This window comes from Nonomuraea sp. NPDC049378 (genome assembly GCF_055586745.1).
In genome coordinates this window covers 146527-167354 of the sequence record NZ_JBVJHP010000018.1, presented here as the reverse complement: position 1 = coordinate 167354, position 20828 = coordinate 146527, and the positions used below count along the sequence as shown (strand labels likewise).

The following is a 20828-nucleotide window of genomic DNA, read 5'->3' as shown; positions in this document are numbered from 1 at the left end:
GACGGTGTGATCACGAGGTGTTCTCCCCCCGCTCGTGGCTCGCCGTGACGCTCATCGGCACGCTCGTCGCCACGCTCGCGCCCGCCACGCCCGCCTCCGCCCACCGCTCCCCGGCGAAGGTCGCCGATCCCGTCAGCCACGTCGATCCGCTGATCGGCTCCGCGGGCGGCGGCAACACCTATCCCGGCGCCGTCACGCCGTTCGGGATGATCTCCTGGAGCCCGACCAACACGGCCGGCGACCAGACCAACGCCGCCGGCTCCAACGGCTACTCCTACAACACCCCGCGCGTGCGCGGCTTCGCGCTGACCCACGTCAACGGCGCGGGCTGCCATCCAGGAGCGGCGGGAGACGTCCCGATCATGCCGTACGCCGGCGACGTCACCTCGTCCCCCACGGCCGACACGAAGGACGCCGTCTACGCGAGCGGCTTCAGCCACGACAACGAGACCGCGCGCCCCGGCAGGTACACCGTCACGCTCGACTCCGGCGTCACGACTGACCTGTCGGTCACGACCCGCGCCGGCGTCGGCGAGTTCACGTTCCCGAAGGGCTCGCCCGCCAGCCTGCTGTTCCGGGTGTCCAACTCGCTCAACGGCAGCGAGGACGCCGAGATCACGATCGACCCCGCCCGGCGTGCCGTGACCGGCTCGGTGCTGACGGGCGCCTTCTGCGGCCGGCGCGCCAACGGCGGCGAGAACAACCGCAAAAGCTACTACCGGCTGCACTTCGCCGCGACGTTCGACCGCGCCTTCTCCGGCACCGGCACGTGGGTGGACGGCGAGCTGCGGCCCGGCACCACGAAGGCGAGCGGCGGCGAGGGGTACGCGACCGGCGCCGACCGCGCGGGCCGCGGATCGGGCGGCTACGTCTCCTTCGACACCGCGTCCGACGCCGACGTGCGGATGAAGGTCGGCATCTCGTACACGAGCCTGGCGGCGGCGAAGGAGAACCTCGCCCGCGAGATCGGCCCCGGGGACGACGTCGGCGACGTGGCCGGCAGGGCACGCCGCGCCTGGAACGACCGGCTGCGCACGATCGAGGTGGCCGGCGGCTCCGACGACCTGCGCACCACGTTCTACACCGCCCTCTACCACGCCTACCTGCAGCCCAACATCGCCAGCGACGTCTCGGGCACCTACCTCGGCAGCGACCGCGAGGTGCACCGGCTGGCGCGCGGCCAGCGGGCGCAGTACGGCAACTTCTCCGGCTGGGACCAGTACCGCGCCCACACCCAGCTGCTGGCGCTGCTGGAGCCGCAGGTGGCGGGCGACTACGCCCAGTCGCTGTACAACCTCGCGCGGCAGAACGGCGGCGTATGGGACCGCTGGGTGCACGTCAACGGCCCCACCCACGTGATGACCGGCGACCCGTCGGCCCCGACGCTGGCCGGGTTCCACGCGCTCGGCGTGCGCAACTTCGACGTGCGCGGCGCCTTCGACTCGCTGGTCAGGCAGGCGACCGTGCCGCACCCGTCGGGCCTGTCCGACAGGGGCTGCCCGGGACAGTGCGAGGGCCAGCGCCCCAACCTGGCCGAGTACCTGCGGCTGCACTACGCGCCGCAGGACACCTGTCACTGCTGGGGCGGCGCCGCGGAGACGCTGGAGGACGCCACGGCCGACTTCGCGCTCGCCGACTGGGCCAGGCGGCTCGGCCGCGAGGCCGAGCACGACCGGCTGATGCCGCGCGCGAGCTGGTGGCGCAGCACGTTCAACCCCTCGGCCGGGGCCGAGGGCGGCTACCAGCAGGCGCGCAGGGCGGACGGAAGCTGGTCGTGGCCGTTCTCGCCCACCTCGGACGCCGGGTTCGCGCAGGGCACGAGCGCGACCTACACGTGGATGGTGCAGCACGACGTGTCCGGGCTGGCCGCCGCCATGGGCGGCAAGGAGCGGGCAGCCGAGCGGCTCGACACGTTCTTCCACCGCCCCGACGGCTCGTGGGCGACCGGCGGCGACGGCTTCCGCTACGACCCGACGAACGAGCCAGGCATCCACGTGCCGTGGCTCTACAACGCGCTCGGGCAACCGTGGAAGACGCAGGAGACCGTGCGCGCGATGGCCGGGCTGGTCTACGGGACCGGCCCCGGCGGGCTGCCCGGCAACGACGACCTCGGCACCATGTCCGCGTGGTACGTCTTCGCCGCGCTCGGCATGTACCCCCAGACGCCCAGCCGCGCCGAGATGTTGTTGTCCAGCCCGATCTTCCCGAAGGCGTGGATCAGGCGCGGCAACGGCAGGACCATCACGGTGACCGCGCCGCAGGCCTCCCCTGAGGCGATCTACATCCGGGACGTACGGGTGAACGGCAAGCGCCACACCCGCTCCTGGCTGCCGGAGTCGCTGGTCAACGGCGGCGGGCACGTCGTGGTGGACGTCGGCACGGCCCCTGACAGGTCGTGGGGCACGGCCGCCCGCGACCTCCCTGTCGACCACGTCCCGGCCGCGCGGGAGCCCGTCCCGAACCTGCCCGCCCCGTGCGAGCCGTCCGGCGGCGTCTGCCTGCACCGACCGCAGTACGACGTCGACGGAGTCGCCACCGCCGACGCCAAGGCGCAGGGCAACCTGGACGGCAAGGGCTGGAGCTTCCCCGCCGAGCAGCTGCCCGAACCCGGCCCGCACACCGTGGACGGCACCGCGTACCTGATCCCCGAGACCAAGGGCACCGCGGTCAACTTCATGAGCCTGCGCGGCCAGCGCACCTACCTGACGAAGGGCCGCTACCGCGCGCTCGACCTGCTGGTCACGGCCGTGAACGGCGACCAGCGGACCGAGCTCACGATCACCTACGCCGGCGGCGGCACGTCGGCGGCGCCCCTGCGGGTGACCGACTGGGCGAGCGCGTCACCGCACTTCGGGGAGCAGGCCGCGCTCACGGCCGACACCCGTTACCACGTCAACGGCACCTCGGACGGCCGCAAGGTCACCATCTGGCGGGTGTCCGTACCGGTCGACCCGGCCCGCGAGGCCGTCTCGTTCACCAGCTCCCCGACCCCCGACCTGAAGGTCTTCGCGCTCAGCGCCCGCGCCTGAGCGCCGGGCTCTCCCGTCGTGGCGGGCCGGCCGAAAAGATCGCGCGATATCGGTGCGGTTGAAGTAGCGTCGGCCGTCATGACACTCCCCCGCGAACGACCTCCCTTCATGGCCGACGAGCGCACGCAGCTCGTGGGCTGGCTCGACATGCAGCGTGCGATCGTCCAGTGGAAGTGCGAGGGATTGTCGGAGGAGGACGCGCACCGCCCCGTCCTGCCCACCTCTCCCCTCATGACGGTGGCCGGCGTGCTCGCCCACCTGCGCTGGACCGAGCACTGCTGGTTCGAGGTGCTCTTCCTGGGCCGTTCCGCCGCCGGCAACCCGCAGTTCGACGAGGAGGCGGAGGAGGACGCCGACATGGTCGCCGACGGCGTGCCGACGGCCCGGCTGCTCGACGACTACGAACGCCAGTGCCGGACCTCCAACGAGATCATCGCGGCTCACTCGCTCGACGACGCCGGCAGGCATCCGCACTTCGGCGCCGCGCCGGCGAGCCTGCGCTGGATGGTGATCCACATGGTCGAGGAGACCGCCAGGCACGCCGGCCACCTTGACACGATCCGCGAGTTGCTCGACGGGAGGAAGGGCTACTACTAGACGCCGAGGACCTCGGCGGGTTCGGCGATGACGCGCTGGATGATCATCCCGGCCGCCCCCAGCACCGCCGCGTCCGGGCCGGTCCGCGAGACCACGAGGGCGGGCGGGCCGTCGCGCATGTGCGCCAGCCTGGCCCCCAGCCCGCCGGCCACGGGCCCCTCCAGCCACGGGAACAGCGGCGCGAAGACGCCGCCGAGCACGATCATGCCCGGGTCGAGCAGGTGCACGGCCGAGGTGAGCGCCACGCCGAGGGCTTCGCCGGCCCGCTCGCACGTCTCCAGCGCCCGCGGGTCGCCCGACTCCAGCCGTGCCACCAGCTCGGAGACCGAGTCCAGCGCTCCGAGCAGGGTGTCCTGCCCGGCATAGACCTCCAGGCAGCCGCGGCCGCCGCACCGGCACGCGGGCCCGTCGGGCACGACGACGACGTGGCCCAGCTCGCCCGCCAGCCCGAACGTGCCCCTGAACAGGCTGCCGGCCACCACGAGCCCGGCGCCGACGCCGATCTCGCCCGACACGTAGAGGAAGTCGGTCTCCCGCGCGCCGAACCACAACTCGCCGAGCGCCGCCAGGTTGGCCTCGTTGTCGATGGCGAACGGCAGGTCGACCACGTCGGCCACCCGTACGTCCCGCCAGCCGAGGTGCGGCGCGCTGCGCAGCGTCTCGCCCTCGACGGTGCCGGGCACGGCGAGCGCGGCGCCGATGACCCGCAACCCGGCCGCCTCGGCCTCGGCGATGGTCTCCTTGGCCAGTCCGCGCAGCTCGTGCAGGATGTGCGCGGGGTCGGAGTTGCGGTTGTCGGCCGGGCGGGTGCGGCGCAGGCGTACGGTGCGGGTGAGGTCGACCACGCAGGCCGCCAGATAGTCGATGTTGATCTCCAGCCCCAGCGTGGCCACCCGGTGGCCGCTCAGGCTCACGGCGACTCCCGGGCGGCCCCGCTCGCCGTCCCTGACGGCGCCGCGTTCGGTCACCACCCCCGCCTCCAGCAGGTCGGCGACGAGGCTGGACACGGTGGTCTTGGTGAGCCCGGTCAGCTCGGCGAGCGCGGCGCGGGTGTGCGGCCCCGACCGGTGGATCGCGCCGAGTACGACGGCCAGGTTACGGGCACGCATGGAATCATGACGGACCCCTCTTGACGCCACCATGCTCACCTCCTCAGGATTATGTACAGATTATGGACTAAAGACCGAAGGACGCACCATGACCGCATTCACACCCACCCCCGACGACCGCTTCACCTTCGGCCTCTGGACCGTCGGATGGCAGGCCCGCGACCCGTTCGGCGACGCCTCCAGGCCGCCGCTCGACCCGGTCGAGAGCGTGCACCGCCTGGCCGAGCTCGGCGCGCACGGCGTCACCTTCCACGACGACGACCTCCTCGCGGTCGAACCCGACCGGGACAAGGCCATCGCGGCGTTCAGGAAGGCCCTCGACGAGACCGGCATGAAGGTGCCGATGGCCACCACCAACCTGTTCACCCACCCGGTCTTCAAGGACGGCGCGTTCACCAGCAACGACCGCGACGTGCGGCGCTACGCCCTGCGCAAGGTCATGCGCAACATCGACCTGGCCGCCTCGCTGGGCGCGAAGACGTACGTGTGCTGGGGCGGCCGCGAGGGCGCCGAGTCCGACGCCGCCAAGGACGTCAAGGCGGCCATGGAGCGCTACAAGGAGGGCCTGGACCTGCTCTGCTCGTACGTCCGCGACCGCGGCTACGACCTGCGCTTCGCCCTGGAGCCCAAGCCCAACGAGCCCCGCGGCGACATCCTGCTGCCCACGATCGGCCACGCCCTGGCGCTGATCAACGAGCTGGAGCACCCCGAGATGGTGGGCCTCAACCCCGAGGTCGGCCACGAGCAGATGGCCGGGCTCAACTTCGTGCACGGCATCGCCCAGGCGCTGTGGCACGGCAAGCTCTTCCACATCGACCTCAACGGCCAGCACGGGCCGAAGTACGACCAGGACCTGGTCTTCGGCCACGGCGACCTGAAGAGCGCGTTCTTCCTGGTCGACCTGCTGGAGAACGGCGGCTACGACGGCCCCCGGCACTTCGACTACAAGCCGCTGCGCACCGAGGACCGCGAGGACGTGTGGGTCTCGGCGGCGGCGAACATGCGGACCTACCTCATCCTCAAGGAGAAGTCGCGCGCCTACCGGGCCGACCCCGAAGTGCGGGAGGCCCTGCGCGCCTCCCGCGTGGACGAGCTCGCCCAGCCCACCCTCGCGGCCGGCGAGACGTGGACCGACCTGGCCAAGGACGACTTCGACCCCGAGGCCGCGGCCGAGCGCGGCTTCCACTTCACCCGGCTGAACCAGCTCGCGCTCGAGCACCTCATGGGGGTACGCGGATGACGAAACCCGTCAGTGTCCAGCTCTACACCGTCAGGGAGCCGCTGGCCGCGGGCCGCGACGACGTGCTCAGGCGGATCTCGGAGATCGGCTACACCGCGGTCGAGCCGTACGACCCCACCTCCGACCCCAAGGGTTTCCGCCAGGTAGCCGACGACCTGGGGTTGCGCGTGTCGAGCACGCACGCGGGCGCGCTGCTCCGGCAGGAGCCCGCCGAGGTCTTCGACGCGGTCGCCACGCTCGGCACCGATCTGGTGATCGTCCCCGCCGGGATCGCGCACGAGGAGTTCACCACCGCCGACGGCATCGCCCGAACGGCCGACCTGTTGAACGGCCTGGCCGAGCAGGCGGCCGGGCACGGGATGCGGGTCGGCTACCACAACCACTGGTGGGAGCTCGAGCCGAAGATCGACGGCCGGCACGCCATCGAGGTGCTGGCCGACCGGCTGGCTCCCGAGGTGTTCCTGCAGATCGACACCTACTGGGCGGCGGTCGGCGGCGCCGACGTGCCCGCCCTGCTCGGCCGCCTGGGGGAGCGCGTGATCGCGCTGCACGTCAAGGACGGCCCGGTGGTCAAGGGCGAGCCGCACACCGCGGTCGGCAGGGGTGTCATGCCCGTGCCGGAGATCCTCGCCGCGGCCCCTGACGCCTGGCGCGTCGTCGAGCTCGACGAGTGCGCCACCGACATCTTCGCCGCCCTGGCGGACAGCCACGCCTATCTCACCTCCTTGGAGAGCCTTTGAGCAACGGCCCCGTCGGCGTCGCCCTGGTCGGCGCCGGAGTCATCAGTGGCCAGTACCTCCGCAACCTCACCGCCTTCCCCGACGTGCGCGTGCTCGCCGTCGCGGACCTCGACGCCGACCGGGCCGCGACCGTCGCCCGCGAACACGGCGTTCCCGTCTCCGGCGACCTCGGCACGGCGCTCGCGCTGCCCGAGGTGGAGATCGTGGTCAACCTCACGGTCCCGTCGGCGCACGCGGCCGTCGCGCTGGAGGCCCTGCGCGCCGGCAAGCACGTGTACGGCGAGAAGCCCTTCGCCATGGACATGGACGAGGGCGCCAAGGTCATGGCCGAGGCCGCCAACCGGGGCCTGCGCCTCGGTTGCGCCCCCGACACGTTCCTGGGCGCCGGGCTCCAGTCGACCCTGCACGCCCTGCGCTCCGGCCTCATCGGCACGCCGGTCGCGGTCGCGGCGGCCACGCAGAGCTTAGGCCCCGAGTCGTGGCACCCCAACCCCGAGTTCTTCTACCAGCCCGGCGGGGGCCCGCTCTTCGACCTCGGCCCCTACTACCTGACCGCCCTCGTGTCCCTGTTCGGCCCGGTCAAGCGGGTCGCGGCCGGCACCCGCAAGGCCCGCGAGCAGCGCGTCGTCGGGTCAGGGCCCAAGGCGGGCACGGCCTTCCCCGTCGATGTCCCCACCCACGTCAACGCCCTGCTGGACTTCCCCGGCGCCGCCACGGCGACGGCGACGTTCAGCTTCGACTCGCCCATCAACCGCAGGATGATCGAGGTCATCGGCACCGAGGGCGCGCTGTCGCTTCCCGATCCCAACACGTTCGAGGGCCCGCTGCTGGCCCGCGGCCCGCGCGAGACGGACTGGCGCGAGCTGCCCGTGTCTGGCACGACGGTGAGCCGCGGCATCGGCGTGCTGGACCTGGCCAGATCGTTGCGCGCGGGCACGCCGCACCGGGCGTCGGGCGAGCTGGCCTACCACGTGCTGGAGCTCATGTCGTCGATCGCGCAGTCGGGCGAGCGTTCGGAGTTCCGTCCCATCTCCTCCACCACGACCGCGCCGGAGCCGCTTCCGGCGGACTGGGATCCGCACGCGGCCACCCTGTCCTGATCCGGCGCTAGACCATACTCCGTTGCACGGAGTATGGTCTAGCGCCATGCCCAGAAGATCGTTCCTCGCCGCGGCCGCCGTGGTCGTGCTTGCCGGCTGCGGCGCCCCCACCGAGACCCCGCCCTCCCCCTCGGGCAAGCCGGATCGCAGGCAGCAGCGCGACCGACCCGTGAGGTATCGCGTTGGCTTGAACCGGCCGGACCCGCAAGAATGGCGCGATGGCGGAAAGTGCCGAGACCGACTGGGTCTCCAGGTTCGCGGACGAGGTGATCTCCGAGGCGGAGAGACGCGCTCCGGGCAAACCGATCGTCTGCGCGTCGGGGTTGAGCCCGTCGGGCCCGATCCACCTGGGCAACCTGCGTGAGGTCATGACCCCCCACCTGGTCGCCGACGAGATCCGCCGGCGCGGCCTCGACTGCGTCCACCTGCTGTCGTGGGACGACTACGACCGCTTCCGCCGGGTCCCTGCGGGCGTCGACCCGTCCTGGGCCGAGCACATCGGCAAGCCGCTGACCTCGGTGCCCGCCCCTCCCGGCAGCGTGCACGCCAACTGGGCCGAGCACTTCAAGGCGCCGATGGCCGAGGCTCTCAAGGAGCTGGGCGTCGACTGTCGCGGCATCAGCCAGACGGAGCAGTACACCTCGGGCGCCTACCGCGAGCAGATCCTGCGGGCGGTGCGCGAGCGGGCGGCGATCGACGCCGTGCTGTCGCGCTACCGCTCGAAGCAGGTCGAGGACTACTTTCCGTACAAACCGTACTGTGACCTGTGCGGGCGCGACCTGACGACGGTCACCGCCTACGACGACGAGACCACCGAGCTGGCCTACACCTGCGAGTGCGGCTTCGGCGAGACGGTCCGGCTGGCCGAGCACGACCACGGCAAGCTGGTGTGGAAGGTCGACTGGCCGATGCGCTGGGCCTACGAGGGCGTGATCTTCGAGCCGTCCGGCGTCGACCACCACTCTCCCGGCTCCGCCTGGATCGTCGGCGGGCAGATCGTGGGCGAGGTGTTCGGCGGCCGGCAGCCGATCGGCCCCATGTACGCGTTCGTCGGCATCACCGGAATGGCCAAGATGAGCAGCTCCAAGGGCGACGTGCCGACCCCGGCCGACGCCCTGGAGATCATGGAGGCGCCGGTGCTGCGCTGGCTGTACGCCCGCCGCAAGCCCGCACAGTCCTTCAAGATCGCCTTCGACCAGGAGATCCAGCGCCTCTACGACGAGTGGGACGCGCTGGGCCGCAAGGTCGGCGCCGGGCAGGCCCAGCCGGCCGAGCTGGCCGCGCACAGGCGCGCGGTCAGCACCGCCGCGGGCCCGCTGCCCGCCACGCCGCACCCGATCCCCTACCGCACGCTGGCCTCCGTCCTCGACATCACGACCGGGCACGCCGGGCAGACCATCCGCATCCTGCGCGACCTCGACGGGGTCGGCTCGCTCGACGACGCCCGCCCGCGCCTGGACAAGGCGCAGAGCTGGGTCGACGACCACCTGCCCCCCGACCTGCGCACCCGCGTGCGCGGCACTCCCGACTACGAGCTGCTCGACTCGCTCGGCCCTGGCGCGCGCGAGTCGTTGCGGCTGCTGGCCGACGGCCTCGACGACTGGTCGATCGAGGGCCTCACCGCGCTGGTGTACGGCGTGCCGAAGGTCCAGGCCGGGCTGCCGGCCGACGCCCAGGCGACACCGGAGCTGAAGGCGGCGCAGCGGGCCTTCTTCGCCCTGCTCTACAAGCTGCTCGTCGGCCGCGAGACCGGCCCCAGGCTGCCCACGCTGCTGATGGCCGTCGGCGCCGACCGGGTGCGCAAGCTCGTCGGCGCATGAGGGGCGTCGTCCTCATCACCGGCATCTCGGCCGCCGGCAAGTCCACCGTGGCGCAGGCCCTGGCCGAGCGGCTGCCGCGCTCCGCCCACGTGCGGGGCGACGTGTTCCGGCGCATGGTGGTCGGCGGCCGCGCCGAGATGACGCCGGAGGAGACGGACGAGGCGCAACGCCAGCTCCACCTTCGTTACCGCATTGCAGCGAATACTGCGGACATGTATTGCGAAGCCGGATTCACATCAATTGTTCAGGACGTCGTTATTGGTGGGGATTTGGAGCGGTTCACGGAAATGGTCCGTTCTCGGCCTTTGCAGATCGTCGTTCTCGCTCCCGACCCGGCGGCCGTGGAGCGCCGCGAGCGGGCGCGCGGCAAGCGCGGATACGCGGACGGATGGACGATTGCCCAGCTGGACGCCGTGTTGCGCGACGAGACGCCGCGCCTCGGCCTGTGGCTCGACACCTCCCGGCAGCGCCCGGAAGAAACCGTGAACGAGATTATCTCTCGGGTCAGAGAGGCTCAAATAGGAGGCGATGGATAAGAACCCTGACCCATGCAAGGAATCGTCAAGTGAACTGCATGCGAAAGGGGGGATTTTTCTGCCATGAACAACCAGCCTTTCGCCGTCAGCGTCAGCGTCATCGTTCCCGCGATGAACGAGGCCGACAACCTCCCCCACGTGTTCGCCACGCTGCCCGAGTGGATCGACGAGGTGATCCTCGTCGACGGCAACTCGACCGACGACACCGTCGCCGTGGCGCGCGAGCTGCGCCCCGGCCTCCGGGTCGTCACGCAGACACGGCGCGGCAAGGGCAACGCCCTCATCGAGGGTTTCCAGGCCGCACGCGGCGACATCATCGTCATGATCGACGCCGACGGCTCCACCAACGGCCGGGAGATCCGCTCGTTCGTCGCCACGCTCGTCAACGGCGCCGACTTCGCCAAGGGCTCCAGGTACGCCCCTGGTGGCGGCTCGGACGACCTCAGCCCGATCCGCTCGCTCGGCAACAAGGTCCTCACCGGGCTGACGAACCTCCTCTACGGCACCCGCTACACCGACCTCTGCTATGGCTACAACGCCTTCTGGACCCGCCACCTCGACGCCCTCGACCTCGACTGCGACGGGTTCGAGATCGAGACCCTGATGAACGTCAGGGCCGCCCAGGCCGGCCTCGTCATCCGCGAGGTCCCGAGCCACGAGCGCTCCCGCATCCACGGCGAGAGCAATCTGCACGCGCTGCGCGACGGCTGGCGCGTGCTCAGAACGATCCTGCGGGAGCGCGGTCGCGGCAGCGCCGTCACGGCCCAGGCGCAGGTGGCCCTGGCGAAGTGAGCCGGTGGCGCCCGCCACGTGAATAGTGACATTCTCTGACAATGCGCTACATAGTGATCGGAGCGGGAGCAGTCGGGGGAACCATCGGGGCCCGCCTGTTCCAAGGCGGCCACGACGTTCTGCTCATCGCGAGAGGCGCCCACCACGACGCGCTCAAACGTGACGGCCTGCGCCTGATCACCCCGGATTCCACCGAAACCCTCCACATCCCCACCGCCGACGGCCCCGTGCCCACCCGCGACGGCGACGTGCTGATCCTGGCCACCAAGTCGCAGGACACCATCGCCGCACTCGACCCGTGGCCGACCGGCCTGCCCGTGGTCTGCGCCCAGAACGGCGTCGCCAACGAGCGCATGGCCCTGCGGCGGTTCGAGCACGTCCACGGCATGTGCGTGTGGTTGCCCGCCGAACATCTGCGGCCCGGCGTGGTGACCGCGAACGGCCACCCGTACTCCGGCATGCTGCACGTCGGCCGCTATCCACAGGGTGTGGACGAACTCACCGAGCAGATCGCCACCGACCTCGGCAAGCACGGACTCGTCGGGCTGGCCGTCCCCGACGTGATGCGCTGGAAGCACGGCAAGCTGATCGGCAACCTGGGCAACGCCGTCGAGGCGCTGCTCGGCCGCGTGGACGGAGTCGCCGAGGTGGTCACGCGGGCCAGGGTGGAGGCCATGGCCGTGCTCGACACGGCCGGCATCGCGTACTCGACGAACGAGGAGGAAGCCGAGGTGCGCGGCCGGCGGGTCGACATCCGCCCGGTCGAGGGCGCCCAGCGCGGCGGCGGGTCGTCGTGGCAGAGCCTGGCCAGGGGCAGCGGCTCGATCGAGGCCGACTACCTCAACGGCGAGATCGTCCTGCTCGGCCGGCTGCACGGCGTGCCCACCCCCGTCAACGAGGTCCTGCGGCGCGAGGCCAACAGCGCCGCCCGCGAGAAGCTGCCGCCCGGCTCGATGCGGTTGGAAACGCTGCGAGCGCTCATCGACGAGCGTTGCGCATCCTGATCCCGCTGAACTCCAGCGTGCTCGCCGTCACCTCGTTCCAGAACGGCCACAGGTCGGCCATCACCCTGAGCTGGATGCCGGCCTCCTCGTGCAGCTCGAACAGGTCGGAGACCGGCTCGGGCGGACCCAACGGCGCCACGGGAACCGTCGCGACCACGGCGTGCGGCGGATCGCCGATGGGCTTGAAGTCGTCGGCCGGGAGCCGGTAAGCGTAGAGCCGGACGTCCATGATGGCCCGCAGCCAGCCGTACTCGACGGCGTGGACCCGCTCGCCGCAGCCCACGCCGACGATCCGGTCGAGGTCCTCCTGGGAGGTGCGCGGGCCGGCCCACGCCATCGCCCGGGGGCAGTCGCGGGGAAACCAGTAGTCGGGGCACCGGTCGTGGCCGACCGCCCACACGTAGGGCTCGGTCCGTACGGACGTCGGCGCGACATGCGGCACGAACCGTTCGATGGTCGGGTCCTCGGAGAAGTGCAGCACCTCGCCCGGTCCAGGTCTCATGATGACCATCATGGCGCATATCCCGCCGCCGCCAGGGCAGGGGAAAACCCGCTCTGACGACAAGGGGTGAGTTTGGATGATCTTTTTAGGTGTGCTTCTGGTCCTGCTCGCCGGCGCCGCCGTCGCGCTGGTCCTCACCGAGGAGAGCGCCAGGTACATCCTGTTCGGATACACCTTCGAGCCCAGTCACCTGGAGATGTTCCTCGCGGGGACGGCCGTCGCGGCCGTCCTGCTCGCGGGGTTCTGGCTGATCGGCTCGGGGTCCCGCAGGACCGCCAGGCAGCGCCGCAGGCTCCGCAGCGCCAAGGCCGAGGCTTCCAGCCGGGTGGCCCGGCTGGAGGACGAGAAACGCGATCTGGAACGCAAGCTCGAACGCGACGGCTCCTCCGGTGACCGCCTCGTGTCGCGCGGACCCCAGGACACGCGTCCGTGACGCCGGTCAGGCGTTCACGCTCTGGCGTGCGGGTAGCAGGTTGCCCTCACGCCAGAGCGCGAACCCCGTGATCAGCGCGCCGAGCCCTTCCCAGAGCCCGACGCCGAAGAACTTGGCCGGCGCCGCGCCCGTCAGCACCAGCGTGGTGAACACCGCGAACGTCACCAGCCGGAACGGCACCGTCCAGCGGAAGAACGGGGTGTAGTTCGCCGAGGCCGCGAAGACGTAGTAGACGCCCATGTTGACCGCAGCCATCGACGAAGCGGCCATGTAGACCAGCGTGTAGTCCCCCGTCGGCCTGGTGTCGAGCACCTCGAAACCCAGCATGACCAGCAGGGTGTCAGGAGAGATCAGACCGAGCAGGCCGAGGGCGAAGGCGAGGAAGCCGAAGACCGCGATGGTCCAGCCCGAAAAAGAACGCGGGAGACGCACAGAAATCCTTCCAAAGGGGGGTGTACTCTGCGAGGCGATCTCATCATGCACCCGGAGGTCGCATGCCCCCCACGCGTGGCCGCCCCATCGCGCTGAAAATCCTCATCCTCCTCCTCGTCCCGCTGCTGTCCCTCGTGGGCCTGTGGGCGTTCGCCGCGGGACTGACCGGCGGCGACGGCGTCCGGCTGCTGGCGATCAACGACCTGGCGGGCAACCTGGCCATCCCGTCGGAGCAGGTCAACATCCACCTGCAGAACGAGCGGCTCGTCTCGACGCAGTTCCTGGCCACGGGCAAGGGCGCCGGCAAGGTGGCCCAGCAGCGCAAGTCCACCGACCAGGCCATGGCCACGTTCCGCAGGCTGGCCAGGGTCCAACAGGACCTGACCCCCGCCATGACCACGCAGCTCAACGCGCTGAACACCAAGCTCGGCGGGCTCCCCGACCTCAGGCGCGCGGTCGACGGCGGCACGGCCGCGCCGCTCGACATCGTCGAGGGCTACAGCCAGATCGTCGACGCGTCCTTCCGCATGTACGACGCCATGGTGCTGGTGCCCGACATGTCCCTCTACAAGCAGGCCAGGGCGATCACGATGCTCGGCGAGGCCAAGGACATGTTGTCCAGGGAGCAGGCCGTGATCGCGGTGGTGCTCGCCAAGGGCAAGGTGGAGCCCAGGGAGCGGGGGGCGTTCACGGCCATGGTCGCCACCAGGCGGCTGCTCTACTCCCAGGCGCTCTCCCACCTCGACGACGAACTGCGCGGCCCGTACGAGCGGTTGTCCGCGTCGCCGGTCTACCGGGAGTTCGTCCGCACCGAGGACACCATCCGCACCCGGACCGCCGCCATCGGCCTGCCGCCCACGGCGGCCACCTGGCCCGTCGACGCACAGAACCTGTGGCAGGCCGTCGAGGACAACCAGAGCGCGGCCGTGCGGGGCATCACCGCCCGGGTCACGCCGACGGCCATCGGCATGCTGGTCAAGCTCGGCGTGGCGGGCGGCGTGGGCCTGATCGCCGTCATCGCCTCGATCGTGCTCTCGCTGCGCTTCCGCAGGCGCCTGGTGAGCGAGCTGGCCGGGCTCCGCGACGCCGCCACGGAGCTGGCCGAGGTACGGCTGGCCGAGCTGGTCAGGCGGCTGCGCAAGAACGTCGACCCGCCCAAGCCCGAGGAGGTGGCGCCGCTGAAGGTCAGGACCAGCACCTCCGAGGTGAGCGACATCGTCCAGGCGTTCAACGAGGTGCAGTCCACGGCCGTCGAGGCCGCGCTGGGCCAGGCCAAGCTACGGCACGGCGTCAGCCAGGTCTTCGTGAACCTGGCCAGGCGCAACCAGTCGCTGCTGCACCGGCAGCTGCTGCAGCTCGACAGCATGGAGCGGGCCACCGAGGAGCCGGAGACGCTTGCGGACCTGTTCAAGCTCGACCACCTCACCACCCGCATGCGCCGGCACGCGGAGAGCCTCATCATCCTGTCCGACCAGGCTCCGGGGCGCGGCTGGCGCAACCCGGTGCCGGTGCACGACGTGTTGCGCGCGGCCGTCGCGGAGGTCGAGGAGTACGAGCGGGTCGAGGTGCTCCAGCCGCCGCCGGTCTCCCTGCTGGGCTCGGTGGTCACGGACGTGGCCCACCTGGTGGCCGAGCTGGTGGAGAACGCCACTCTCTTCTCCCCGCCGCAGACCAAGGTGGACGTGCGCAGCTCCAGCACCGCGCACGGCCTCATGATCGAGATCGAGGACCGCGGCCTCGGCCTGCCCCGCGTCGAGCTCGACGAGCTCAACGAGCGGCTGTCGACGGTGCCGGAGTTCGACCTGGCGCAGAGCGACCGGCTCGGCCTGTTCGTGGTCGGCAGGCTCGCGTCCAGGCACGGCATCAAGGTCACCCTGGCGCCCTCGCCGTACGGCGGGCTGACCGCGATGGTCGCCCTGCCTTCGTCGCTGCTGGCCGGCCAGCCGGTGCTCAGCGGCCGGTGACGGGCCTAGTGGCCGGGTCAGTGAGAGGGCCGGTGACAGGCGTCGCGCCGGCCGGTGCCAGGCGCAGGAACGGCTCGCTGAAGTGCGCGGTGGCGAGGATCGCCCGCTCGGCGCGGAGCGCGGCGAGGGTCTCCGCGCGGGTGCGCGCGGCTGCCTCCTGGTCGCCGTCGTAGAGGTAGCGCAGGCTCGGATCGTCCAGCTGCACCGGGTGGAGTACGAGGTCGCCGGTCATGGCCACGTCGCCGGCCCTGGCGATCTGGTGTCCGGGGGTGTGGCCGGGTGCGAGGTGCACGCGCACGCCCGGCGCGACGTCCGCGTCGCCCTCGACGACGTGCAGCTGATCCTTGATCGTGGTGACGACGTCGTCGAGCATCGGGCCGGCGGCGGCGTCGAGCTCGGCGCGCTGGAGCACGTAGCGGGCGTTCTCGAACGCGGGCCTGCCGTCCGCGACCGCGCCCGAGGCGTGGTCGCCGTGCAGGTGGGTCAGGATGACGGTGCCGATGTCGGCGGGCGACACGCCCACGGCGGCGAGCTCGCCGGCCAGCGTGCCGGGGACCGGCGCCCAGCTGGCCGCCGGTGAGTCGACGCCGCCGATGCCGGTGTCGACCAGCGTCAGGCGGCCGGCCGCGTCACGCAGCAGGTAGCAGTGGAAGTGCAGGACCCAGGGCTCGTCGGGCAGGCCCGAGCCGGCGAACATCTCGTCGAGCGGGCGTCGGATGGCGGGGCCCATGGGGCCGACGGCGTCGCAGAGCGGGGTCACGTCGACGCCGGACACGGTGATCGGTCGGTGCGGCACCCGGTAAGGCTACGCCGTCGCTCAGGCGGCGACCGGCTCGCCCGGGACGTATTCGTTCTCGACGTCGGCGGCGAAGACGGCGCGGCGGCAGCGGGCGCACCTGTACATGATCGGGCCTTCGTCGAGCTCGTTGTGGCACCGCGGGCAGTTGACGGTCTTCATGATGCTCCCCCAGATTCTCTCTTCGCCTTCATGGAACCCCCATCGAGTTGCAGGGATCCTGCATGCCACTAGATATGACGCCGCTGCGTCGATGGGAGTTGTGTCCTTCGGTACACCGAGCGCGGTAATTTTCCTCGCCCCGCGGTGTCGAGAAGAACATTGTCACGCGTCCACCCGGCGTTCGCCGGTCAAGACACGGGAACGGCCCGGGAATAGTCCGAGCGGGCTAGGCGTTGCATGGGCCAGATGGTGTGGTATGTTCCCAACCAGCGTTGAGCTCAGGCTCCGCTGATCCTCATCTCACAGCCCCGCCCCGCTTCACGGGGGCCCGGCTCGTGTTCCTTTCTCTGCCAACCCGTTACGGGTTCGGCGCATTCCCCTGAGGGGTCCATCATGTCTGTGCAAACCATTCCGCGGCAGCGTGCCTCCACGTCGGTCCGGCATGTGACCGGCCTTCTGGACGTACGCGAAAAATCCGCATTTCTCCGGGCCGGCCATCTGCCAGGACCGGGCGACGTACGCCTCACACCCGACAAGCTCCGCCAGTACGACCTGCGTCCCGGCGACCACGTGACCGCCACCCTCGCCGGCAACAAGCTGGTCGGTGTCGAGTCCGTCAACGGCGCCGCACAATGGCGGGACCGCCCCCGCTTCGCCGACCTGACACCGATCCACCCGACAGAACGGCTCAGCATCGAGACGGAGTCGCTCAGCACGCGCGTCATCGACCTGTTCGCCCCCATCGGCAAGGGGCAGCGCGGCCTGATCGTGGCGCCGCCCAAGGCCGGCAAGACCATGGCGATGCAGGCGCTGGCCGCCGGGATCTCCCGCAACCACCCCGAGGTGCACCTCATGGTCCTCCTGGTCGGCGAGCGGCCAGAGGAGGTCACCGAGATGCGCGCCACCATCGACGGCGAGGTCTTCTCCTCCACCTTCGACCACCCCGACCGCGACCACGCCGCCCTCGCCGAGCTGGCCGTCGAACGGGCCAAGCGGCTCGTCGAGGCGGGGCAGGACGTGGTGCTGCTGCTCGACTCGCTGACGCGGCTCGGGCGCGCGTACAACAACCTGGCGCCCGGCGGGGGACGCGTGCTCACCGGCGGCATCGACGCGACCGCCCTCTACCCGCCCAAACGCTTCTTCGGCGCCGCCCGTAACGTCGAGGGCGGCGGCTCCCTCACCATCCTCGCCACCGCGCTGGTGGACACCGGCTCGCGGATGGACAACAGCCTGTACGAGGAGTTCAAGGGCACGGGCAACATGGAGCTGCACCTGACCCGCGAGCTGGCCGAGCGGCGGTTGTTCCCGGCCGTCGACCTGGACGCATCGGGCACCCGGCGGGAGGAGATCCTGCTGCACCCGCAGGAGCGGCAGGTCATCTGGCGGCTGCGCCGGATGCTCACCACGCAGGAGAAGCAGCAGGGGCTCGAGATGCTCGTCGGCAAGCTCCGCGCCACCCCGTCCAACGCCGCGTTCCTCCTGGAAGCGAGCGCGTGACGTGCGTGCACCAGAATGGGCGCATGCTGGCTGACATCGTCGACTGTCTGAGTTGTCCCGTGTGCCGTGCGGGGCTGCGGATCGACGCGGCCACGGTGCGGTGCGCGCAGGGGCACACGTTCGACATGGCCAGGCAGGGATACGTCAGCCTCCTGGTCGGCTCCAGGCCGCCGGGCACCGCCGACACCGCCGCGATGGTGGCCGCGCGGGCCGGTTTCCTGGACGCGGGGCACTATGCCCCTTTGGCGGACGCCGTGGCGCAAACCGTGCGGGCGCATGTCACGCGGCGGGCAGAACATGAGTCCTCCACGGAAACGAGTGACGGCGCCGAGCTGAGGGCGTACCGTGGGGCGCAAATGGAGGCCGGTGACGGCCCGGGGCCGGCCGGCCCCGGGCAGGGGCCGGAGATCGTCGAGGGTCGTCGCGCGGAGGGCAGGGCCGCGCCGGTGATCGTCGACGCAGGAGCGGGCACCGGGCACTACCTGGCGGCCACGCTCAACGCGGTGACCGATGGCATCGGGATGGCATTCGATGTGTCGAAGCACGCTGTGCGCCGGGCGGCGCGGGTGCATCCGAGGGCGGGAGCGTTCGTGGCCGACGTGTGGCGGCCCCTCCCGATCCGGGATGGGGTGGCCGATGTGGTGATCGACGTGTTCGCGCCCAGGAACGGGCCGGAGTTCGGCAGGATTCTGCGGCCCGGCGGCGTCGCGGTGGTCGTCACTCCCGCGAGGGCTCATCTGAGCCCGCTGGTCGAGGAGCTGGGCCTGCTCTCCGTGGACGACGAGAAGGAGCGCAGGGTGGCCCGGAGCCTGGAGGGGTTCGCCGAGCGCGAGCGGCGTTCGGTGGAGTTCGAGATGGAGTTGGGGCACGATGACATCGCCCAGGTGATCGGAATGGGCCCGAGTGCGTGGCATACCGATGCGACTACGCTCGATGAGCGAATTGCCTCATTTATCTCCCATAACGTCGCGAAAGGACGTCATAAAGTAACGACGCACGCGGCGTTTCACCTGTCTATCTATGAACCCGTCCCCCGATCAAGTCCCGTTCCTTGACGGGCCCACGTGGCCGATGTTACTGATGGGGCATTTAGTCCGAAATTCCCCCACATTTCCTAAGTATTTCCCCGGCACAGGCGCAATACTGGACGACATCCATCGCCCCGAGGCGAAGGACTTCAGGGAGGGAGCGCGCCGGATGAAGGCGGAGGAACGCTGGCAGGCCAGGTTCCGGGCCTCGCGCATGACGCTGCCGTCCTGGGCCCGGCAGGCCCCCAACCGCTCCATCTACCGTTCCAACGCCACCGGCACCTGGCAGGTCTACGCGTGGGACCGCGTGTCGGGCTCCACCCGCCAGGTCACCGACCGGCCCAGGGGCGCGGTGTACGCCGCCATCGACCCGACCGGCCAGTGGATCTACTGGTTCGCCGACACCGAGGGCGACGAGTTCGGCTCGTGGTGGCGCCAGCCGTTCAACGGCGGCCCCGACGAGCCGGTCGCGCCCGGCATCCCGCCCGGCCAGCCCGGCGGGATCGCGCTGTCCGCGACAGGCGTCGCGGCGATCAGCCTGGCCAGCGGCGGAGCGTTCCGCATCCACCTGGTACGCGCCGGCGAGCCTGCCACGCTCCTGTACGAGCACCCCGAGGCCAACTGGGTGACCGACATGTCACTCGACGGCTCCCTGATCGCCATCAACCACGGCGAGTACGCCGACTACCGGCACCCGGCGCTGCGCGTCGTCCGCCCCGACGGCGACACGGTCGGCGAGCTCCACGACGGCCCCGGCAAGGGGGTCCTCGGCCTCACCTTCGCCCCGGTCATGGGCGACCGCCGCCTGCTCGCCCTGCACGAGCGCCGCCGGCGCCACGAGCCACTGGTGTGGGACCCGGTGACCGGCGAGCAGCGCGAGATCTGGCTGCGGGACTCCGGCGACCTGGCAGCCGAGTGGTACGACGACGGCCGCGGCCTGCTCATCCTGCGCGACGACCGCGCCCGCAGCCACCTGCACCGCTACGACCTGGCCGGCGGCGTGCTGAAGCTCATCGAGACGCCGCACGGCGTGATCGACGACGCCGCCCCGCGGCCCGGCGGCCATGTCGAATACTCCTGGTCGAGCGCCTCCCATCCGCCGGTCATCCGGTCGAGCAACGACCAGGTCGTGGTCAACTCCAGCGGCCCGCCCGCCCCTCCGAGCGTCCCCGTGGAGGACCTCGACGTCGAGGGCGAGGGCGGCCGCATCCACGCGCTGGTCAGCAGGCCGGAGACCGGCACCTCGCCCTACCCGACGATCTTCCTGCTGCACGGCGGGCCGGCGGCACACGACCGCGACGCCTTCTCACCCGAGGTCGCGGCCTGGGTGGACGCCGGGTTCGCGGTGGTGCGGGTCAACTACCGCGGCTCGACCGGCTACGGGTCGGCCTGGCGTGACGCGCTCCGCGGCGACGTCGGGCACACCGAGCTGGCCGACGTGGCCGCCGTGCACCGGTGCGTGGTCGAGCGCGGCATCTCCGACCCCGGCCGGACGGTGCTCGCGGGCTCGGGCTGGGGCGGCTATCTCACGCTGCTCGGCCTCGGCACCCAGCCCGACCTGTGGGCGGCCGGCATCGCCGCGGTGCCGCTGGCCTGCCACCAGACGTCGTACGAGGACGAGGCGGAGAGCCTGCGGGCCTACCATCGGGCGTTGTTCGGCGGCTCACCCGACGAGCAGCCCGAGCGGTACGCGGCCAGCTCCCCCATCACCTACGTCGAGCAGGTGCAGAGCCCGCTGCTGATCCTGGCGGGCGAGAACGACGCCCGCTGCCCGATGCGCCAGATCGAGAAGTACGTGGCCAAGCTGGCCGAGCACGGGCGCGATCACGAGGTCTACGCCTACGACGCCGCCGCGAGCTCGCTCCTGGTCTCGGAGCGCATCGCCCAGCTCGCGTGCCAACTCGATTTCGCCCGAAAGCACGTCAAACTGCACTAACCACTGACATGTCGTAAGAAGTTGGGCGACTCCGTCGCTTGATCGTCGGGCTTCCCGGCTGCCACCATCACGCCACCGCCGAGCCGGAAGGGCGTACTTGGAGCTCCACGA

Annotated in this window: 19 protein-coding genes; 14 read left to right on the top strand and 5 right to left on the bottom strand. The window is 71.1% G+C overall.

Features of this window, described 5'->3' with window-relative positions; all coding sequences use genetic code 11:
* The first annotated feature begins 17 nt into the window (after window positions 1–17).
* On the top strand, window positions 18–3029 hold the full coding sequence (locus ACZ6SA_RS34750; protein WP_465832967.1) for a GH92 family glycosyl hydrolase: 3012 nt from the start codon (window positions 18–20) through the stop codon (window positions 3027–3029).
* Between the two features lie 78 nt (window positions 3030–3107).
* Window positions 3108–3626: a DinB family protein gene (locus tag ACZ6SA_RS34745; protein ID WP_347646118.1), complete on the top strand. Its 519-nt coding sequence runs from the start codon at window positions 3108–3110 to the stop codon at window positions 3624–3626.
* On the opposite strand, the gene ACZ6SA_RS34740 is transcribed toward ACZ6SA_RS34745, so the two are convergent.
* On the bottom strand, window positions 3623–4735 hold the full coding sequence (locus ACZ6SA_RS34740; protein ID WP_347646117.1) for an ROK family transcriptional regulator: 1113 nt from the start codon (window positions 4733–4735) through the stop codon (window positions 3623–3625). The two genes, ACZ6SA_RS34745 and ACZ6SA_RS34740, sit on opposite strands and share 4 nt — an antisense overlap.
* A gap of 88 nt (window positions 4736–4823) precedes the next feature.
* Between ACZ6SA_RS34740 and xylA the strand changes: the two genes are divergently transcribed.
* The 7 genes from xylA to ACZ6SA_RS34705 all read left to right on the top strand — a co-directional run bounded on the left by xylA (window position 4824) and on the right by ACZ6SA_RS34705 (window position 11967).
* The gene (xylA, locus tag ACZ6SA_RS34735; protein WP_347646116.1) at window positions 4824–5975 is read left to right on the top strand and encodes a xylose isomerase; all 1152 of its coding nucleotides are present in this window, start codon (window positions 4824–4826) and stop codon (window positions 5973–5975) included.
* Window positions 5972–6715: a sugar phosphate isomerase/epimerase family protein gene (locus ACZ6SA_RS34730; protein ID WP_347646115.1), complete on the top strand. Its 744-nt coding sequence runs from the start codon at window positions 5972–5974 to the stop codon at window positions 6713–6715. Before xylA ends, ACZ6SA_RS34730 begins: the two co-directional genes overlap by 4 nt.
* Window positions 6712–7815, top strand: a complete 1104-nt coding sequence (locus ACZ6SA_RS34725) for a Gfo/Idh/MocA family protein (protein WP_347646114.1) — start codon at window positions 6712–6714, stop codon at window positions 7813–7815. The genes ACZ6SA_RS34730 and ACZ6SA_RS34725 overlap by 4 nt, the downstream gene beginning before the upstream one ends.
* Window positions 7816–8033: 218 nt before the next feature.
* Complete coding sequence (lysS, locus tag ACZ6SA_RS34720) at window positions 8034–9635, top strand: lysine--tRNA ligase (RefSeq protein WP_465832963.1); 1602 nt, start codon at window positions 8034–8036, stop codon at window positions 9633–9635.
* Entirely contained in the window at window positions 9632–10171 is a 540-nt protein-coding gene (locus ACZ6SA_RS34715; protein ID WP_465832961.1) for an AAA family ATPase, read from the top strand. Before lysS ends, ACZ6SA_RS34715 begins: the two co-directional genes overlap by 4 nt.
* A 63-nt stretch (window positions 10172–10234) precedes the next feature.
* Window positions 10235–10963, top strand: coding sequence for a glycosyltransferase family 2 protein (locus ACZ6SA_RS34710; RefSeq protein WP_443154269.1), 729 nt, complete (start codon window positions 10235–10237; stop codon window positions 10961–10963).
* 41 nt (window positions 10964–11004) lie between these two features.
* On the top strand, window positions 11005–11967 hold the full coding sequence (locus ACZ6SA_RS34705; protein ID WP_465832959.1) for a ketopantoate reductase family protein: 963 nt from the start codon (window positions 11005–11007) through the stop codon (window positions 11965–11967).
* Here the strand turns inward: ACZ6SA_RS34705 and ACZ6SA_RS34700 are convergent.
* Window positions 11942–12469: a DUF6886 family protein gene (locus tag ACZ6SA_RS34700; RefSeq protein ID WP_465832957.1), complete on the bottom strand. Its 528-nt coding sequence runs from the start codon at window positions 12467–12469 to the stop codon at window positions 11942–11944. The genes ACZ6SA_RS34705 and ACZ6SA_RS34700 overlap by 26 nt on opposite strands.
* A 76-nt stretch (window positions 12470–12545) precedes the next feature.
* Here ACZ6SA_RS34700 and ACZ6SA_RS34695 point away from each other — a divergent pair, with 76 nt between their 5' ends.
* Window positions 12546–12902: a hypothetical protein gene (locus ACZ6SA_RS34695; protein ID WP_347646108.1), complete on the top strand. Its 357-nt coding sequence runs from the start codon at window positions 12546–12548 to the stop codon at window positions 12900–12902.
* Window positions 12903–12908: 6 nt separating this feature from the next.
* Here the strand turns inward: ACZ6SA_RS34695 and ACZ6SA_RS34690 are convergent, their stop codons facing one another.
* Entirely contained in the window at window positions 12909–13334 is a 426-nt protein-coding gene (locus tag ACZ6SA_RS34690; protein WP_347646107.1) for a hypothetical protein, read from the bottom strand.
* Between the two features lie 62 nt (window positions 13335–13396).
* Between ACZ6SA_RS34690 and ACZ6SA_RS34685 the strand changes: the two genes are divergently transcribed.
* The gene (locus ACZ6SA_RS34685; RefSeq protein WP_465832954.1) at window positions 13397–15298 is read left to right on the top strand and encodes a sensor histidine kinase; all 1902 of its coding nucleotides are present in this window, start codon (window positions 13397–13399) and stop codon (window positions 15296–15298) included.
* Here the strand turns inward: ACZ6SA_RS34685 and ACZ6SA_RS34680 are convergent.
* Both ACZ6SA_RS34680 and ACZ6SA_RS34675 read right to left on the bottom strand, forming a co-directional pair.
* The gene (locus ACZ6SA_RS34680; protein ID WP_465832952.1) at window positions 15285–16094 is read right to left on the bottom strand and encodes an MBL fold metallo-hydrolase; all 810 of its coding nucleotides are present in this window, start codon (window positions 16092–16094) and stop codon (window positions 15285–15287) included. The genes ACZ6SA_RS34685 and ACZ6SA_RS34680 overlap by 14 nt on opposite strands.
* A gap of 21 nt (window positions 16095–16115) precedes the next feature.
* A complete protein-coding gene (locus ACZ6SA_RS34675) occupies window positions 16116–16256 on the bottom strand; it encodes a hypothetical protein (RefSeq protein WP_347646104.1) in 141 nt (46 codons plus the stop codon).
* A 393-nt stretch (window positions 16257–16649) separates the two neighbouring features.
* Here ACZ6SA_RS34675 and rho point away from each other — a divergent pair, with 393 nt between their 5' ends.
* From rho to ACZ6SA_RS34660, 3 genes are all read left to right on the top strand, one after another.
* On the top strand, window positions 16650–17753 hold the full coding sequence (rho, locus tag ACZ6SA_RS34670) for a transcription termination factor Rho (protein WP_465832950.1): 1104 nt from the start codon (window positions 16650–16652) through the stop codon (window positions 17751–17753).
* Between the two features lie 23 nt (window positions 17754–17776).
* Window positions 17777–18808 carry a putative RNA methyltransferase gene (locus tag ACZ6SA_RS34665; protein ID WP_465832948.1) on the top strand — a complete coding sequence of 344 codons (1032 nt, stop codon included), beginning with the start codon at window positions 17777–17779 and terminating at the stop codon, window positions 18806–18808.
* Between the two features lie 142 nt (window positions 18809–18950).
* The gene (locus ACZ6SA_RS34660) at window positions 18951–20717 is read left to right on the top strand and encodes a S9 family peptidase (RefSeq protein ID WP_347646101.1); all 1767 of its coding nucleotides are present in this window, start codon (window positions 18951–18953) and stop codon (window positions 20715–20717) included.
* The last annotated feature ends 111 nt before the right edge of the window (window positions 20718–20828 follow it).

Bases quoted from the DNA above. Each gene is read 5' to 3' on its own strand.
- ACZ6SA_RS34745 (WP_347646118.1), top strand. From the start codon at position 3,108: ATGACACTCCCCCGCGAACGACCTCCCTTCATGGCCGACGAGCGCACG.
- ACZ6SA_RS34740 (WP_347646117.1), bottom strand. From the start codon at position 4,735: ATGCGTGCCCGTAACCTGGCCGTCGTACTCGGCGCGATCCACCGGTCG.
- xylA (WP_347646116.1), top strand. From the start codon at position 4,824: ATGACCGCATTCACACCCACCCCCGACGACCGCTTCACCTTCGGCCTC.
- ACZ6SA_RS34730 (WP_347646115.1), top strand. From the start codon at position 5,972: ATGACGAAACCCGTCAGTGTCCAGCTCTACACCGTCAGGGAGCCGCTG.
- lysS (WP_465832963.1), top strand. From the start codon at position 8,034: ATGGCGGAAAGTGCCGAGACCGACTGGGTCTCCAGGTTCGCGGACGAG.
- ACZ6SA_RS34715 (WP_465832961.1), top strand. From the start codon at position 9,632: ATGAGGGGCGTCGTCCTCATCACCGGCATCTCGGCCGCCGGCAAGTCC.
- ACZ6SA_RS34710 (WP_443154269.1), top strand. From the start codon at position 10,235: ATGAACAACCAGCCTTTCGCCGTCAGCGTCAGCGTCATCGTTCCCGCG.
- ACZ6SA_RS34705 (WP_465832959.1), top strand. From the start codon at position 11,005: ATGCGCTACATAGTGATCGGAGCGGGAGCAGTCGGGGGAACCATCGGG.
- ACZ6SA_RS34700 (WP_465832957.1), bottom strand. From the start codon at position 12,469: ATGAGACCTGGACCGGGCGAGGTGCTGCACTTCTCCGAGGACCCGACC.
- ACZ6SA_RS34695 (WP_347646108.1), top strand. From the start codon at position 12,546: ATGATCTTTTTAGGTGTGCTTCTGGTCCTGCTCGCCGGCGCCGCCGTC.
- ACZ6SA_RS34685 (WP_465832954.1), top strand. From the start codon at position 13,397: ATGCCCCCCACGCGTGGCCGCCCCATCGCGCTGAAAATCCTCATCCTC.
- ACZ6SA_RS34675 (WP_347646104.1), bottom strand. From the start codon at position 16,256: ATGAAGACCGTCAACTGCCCGCGGTGCCACAACGAGCTCGACGAAGGC.
- rho (WP_465832950.1), top strand. From the start codon at position 16,650: ATGTCTGTGCAAACCATTCCGCGGCAGCGTGCCTCCACGTCGGTCCGG.
- ACZ6SA_RS34665 (WP_465832948.1), top strand. From the start codon at position 17,777: ATGCTGGCTGACATCGTCGACTGTCTGAGTTGTCCCGTGTGCCGTGCG.
- ACZ6SA_RS34660 (WP_347646101.1), top strand. From the start codon at position 18,951: ATGAAGGCGGAGGAACGCTGGCAGGCCAGGTTCCGGGCCTCGCGCATG.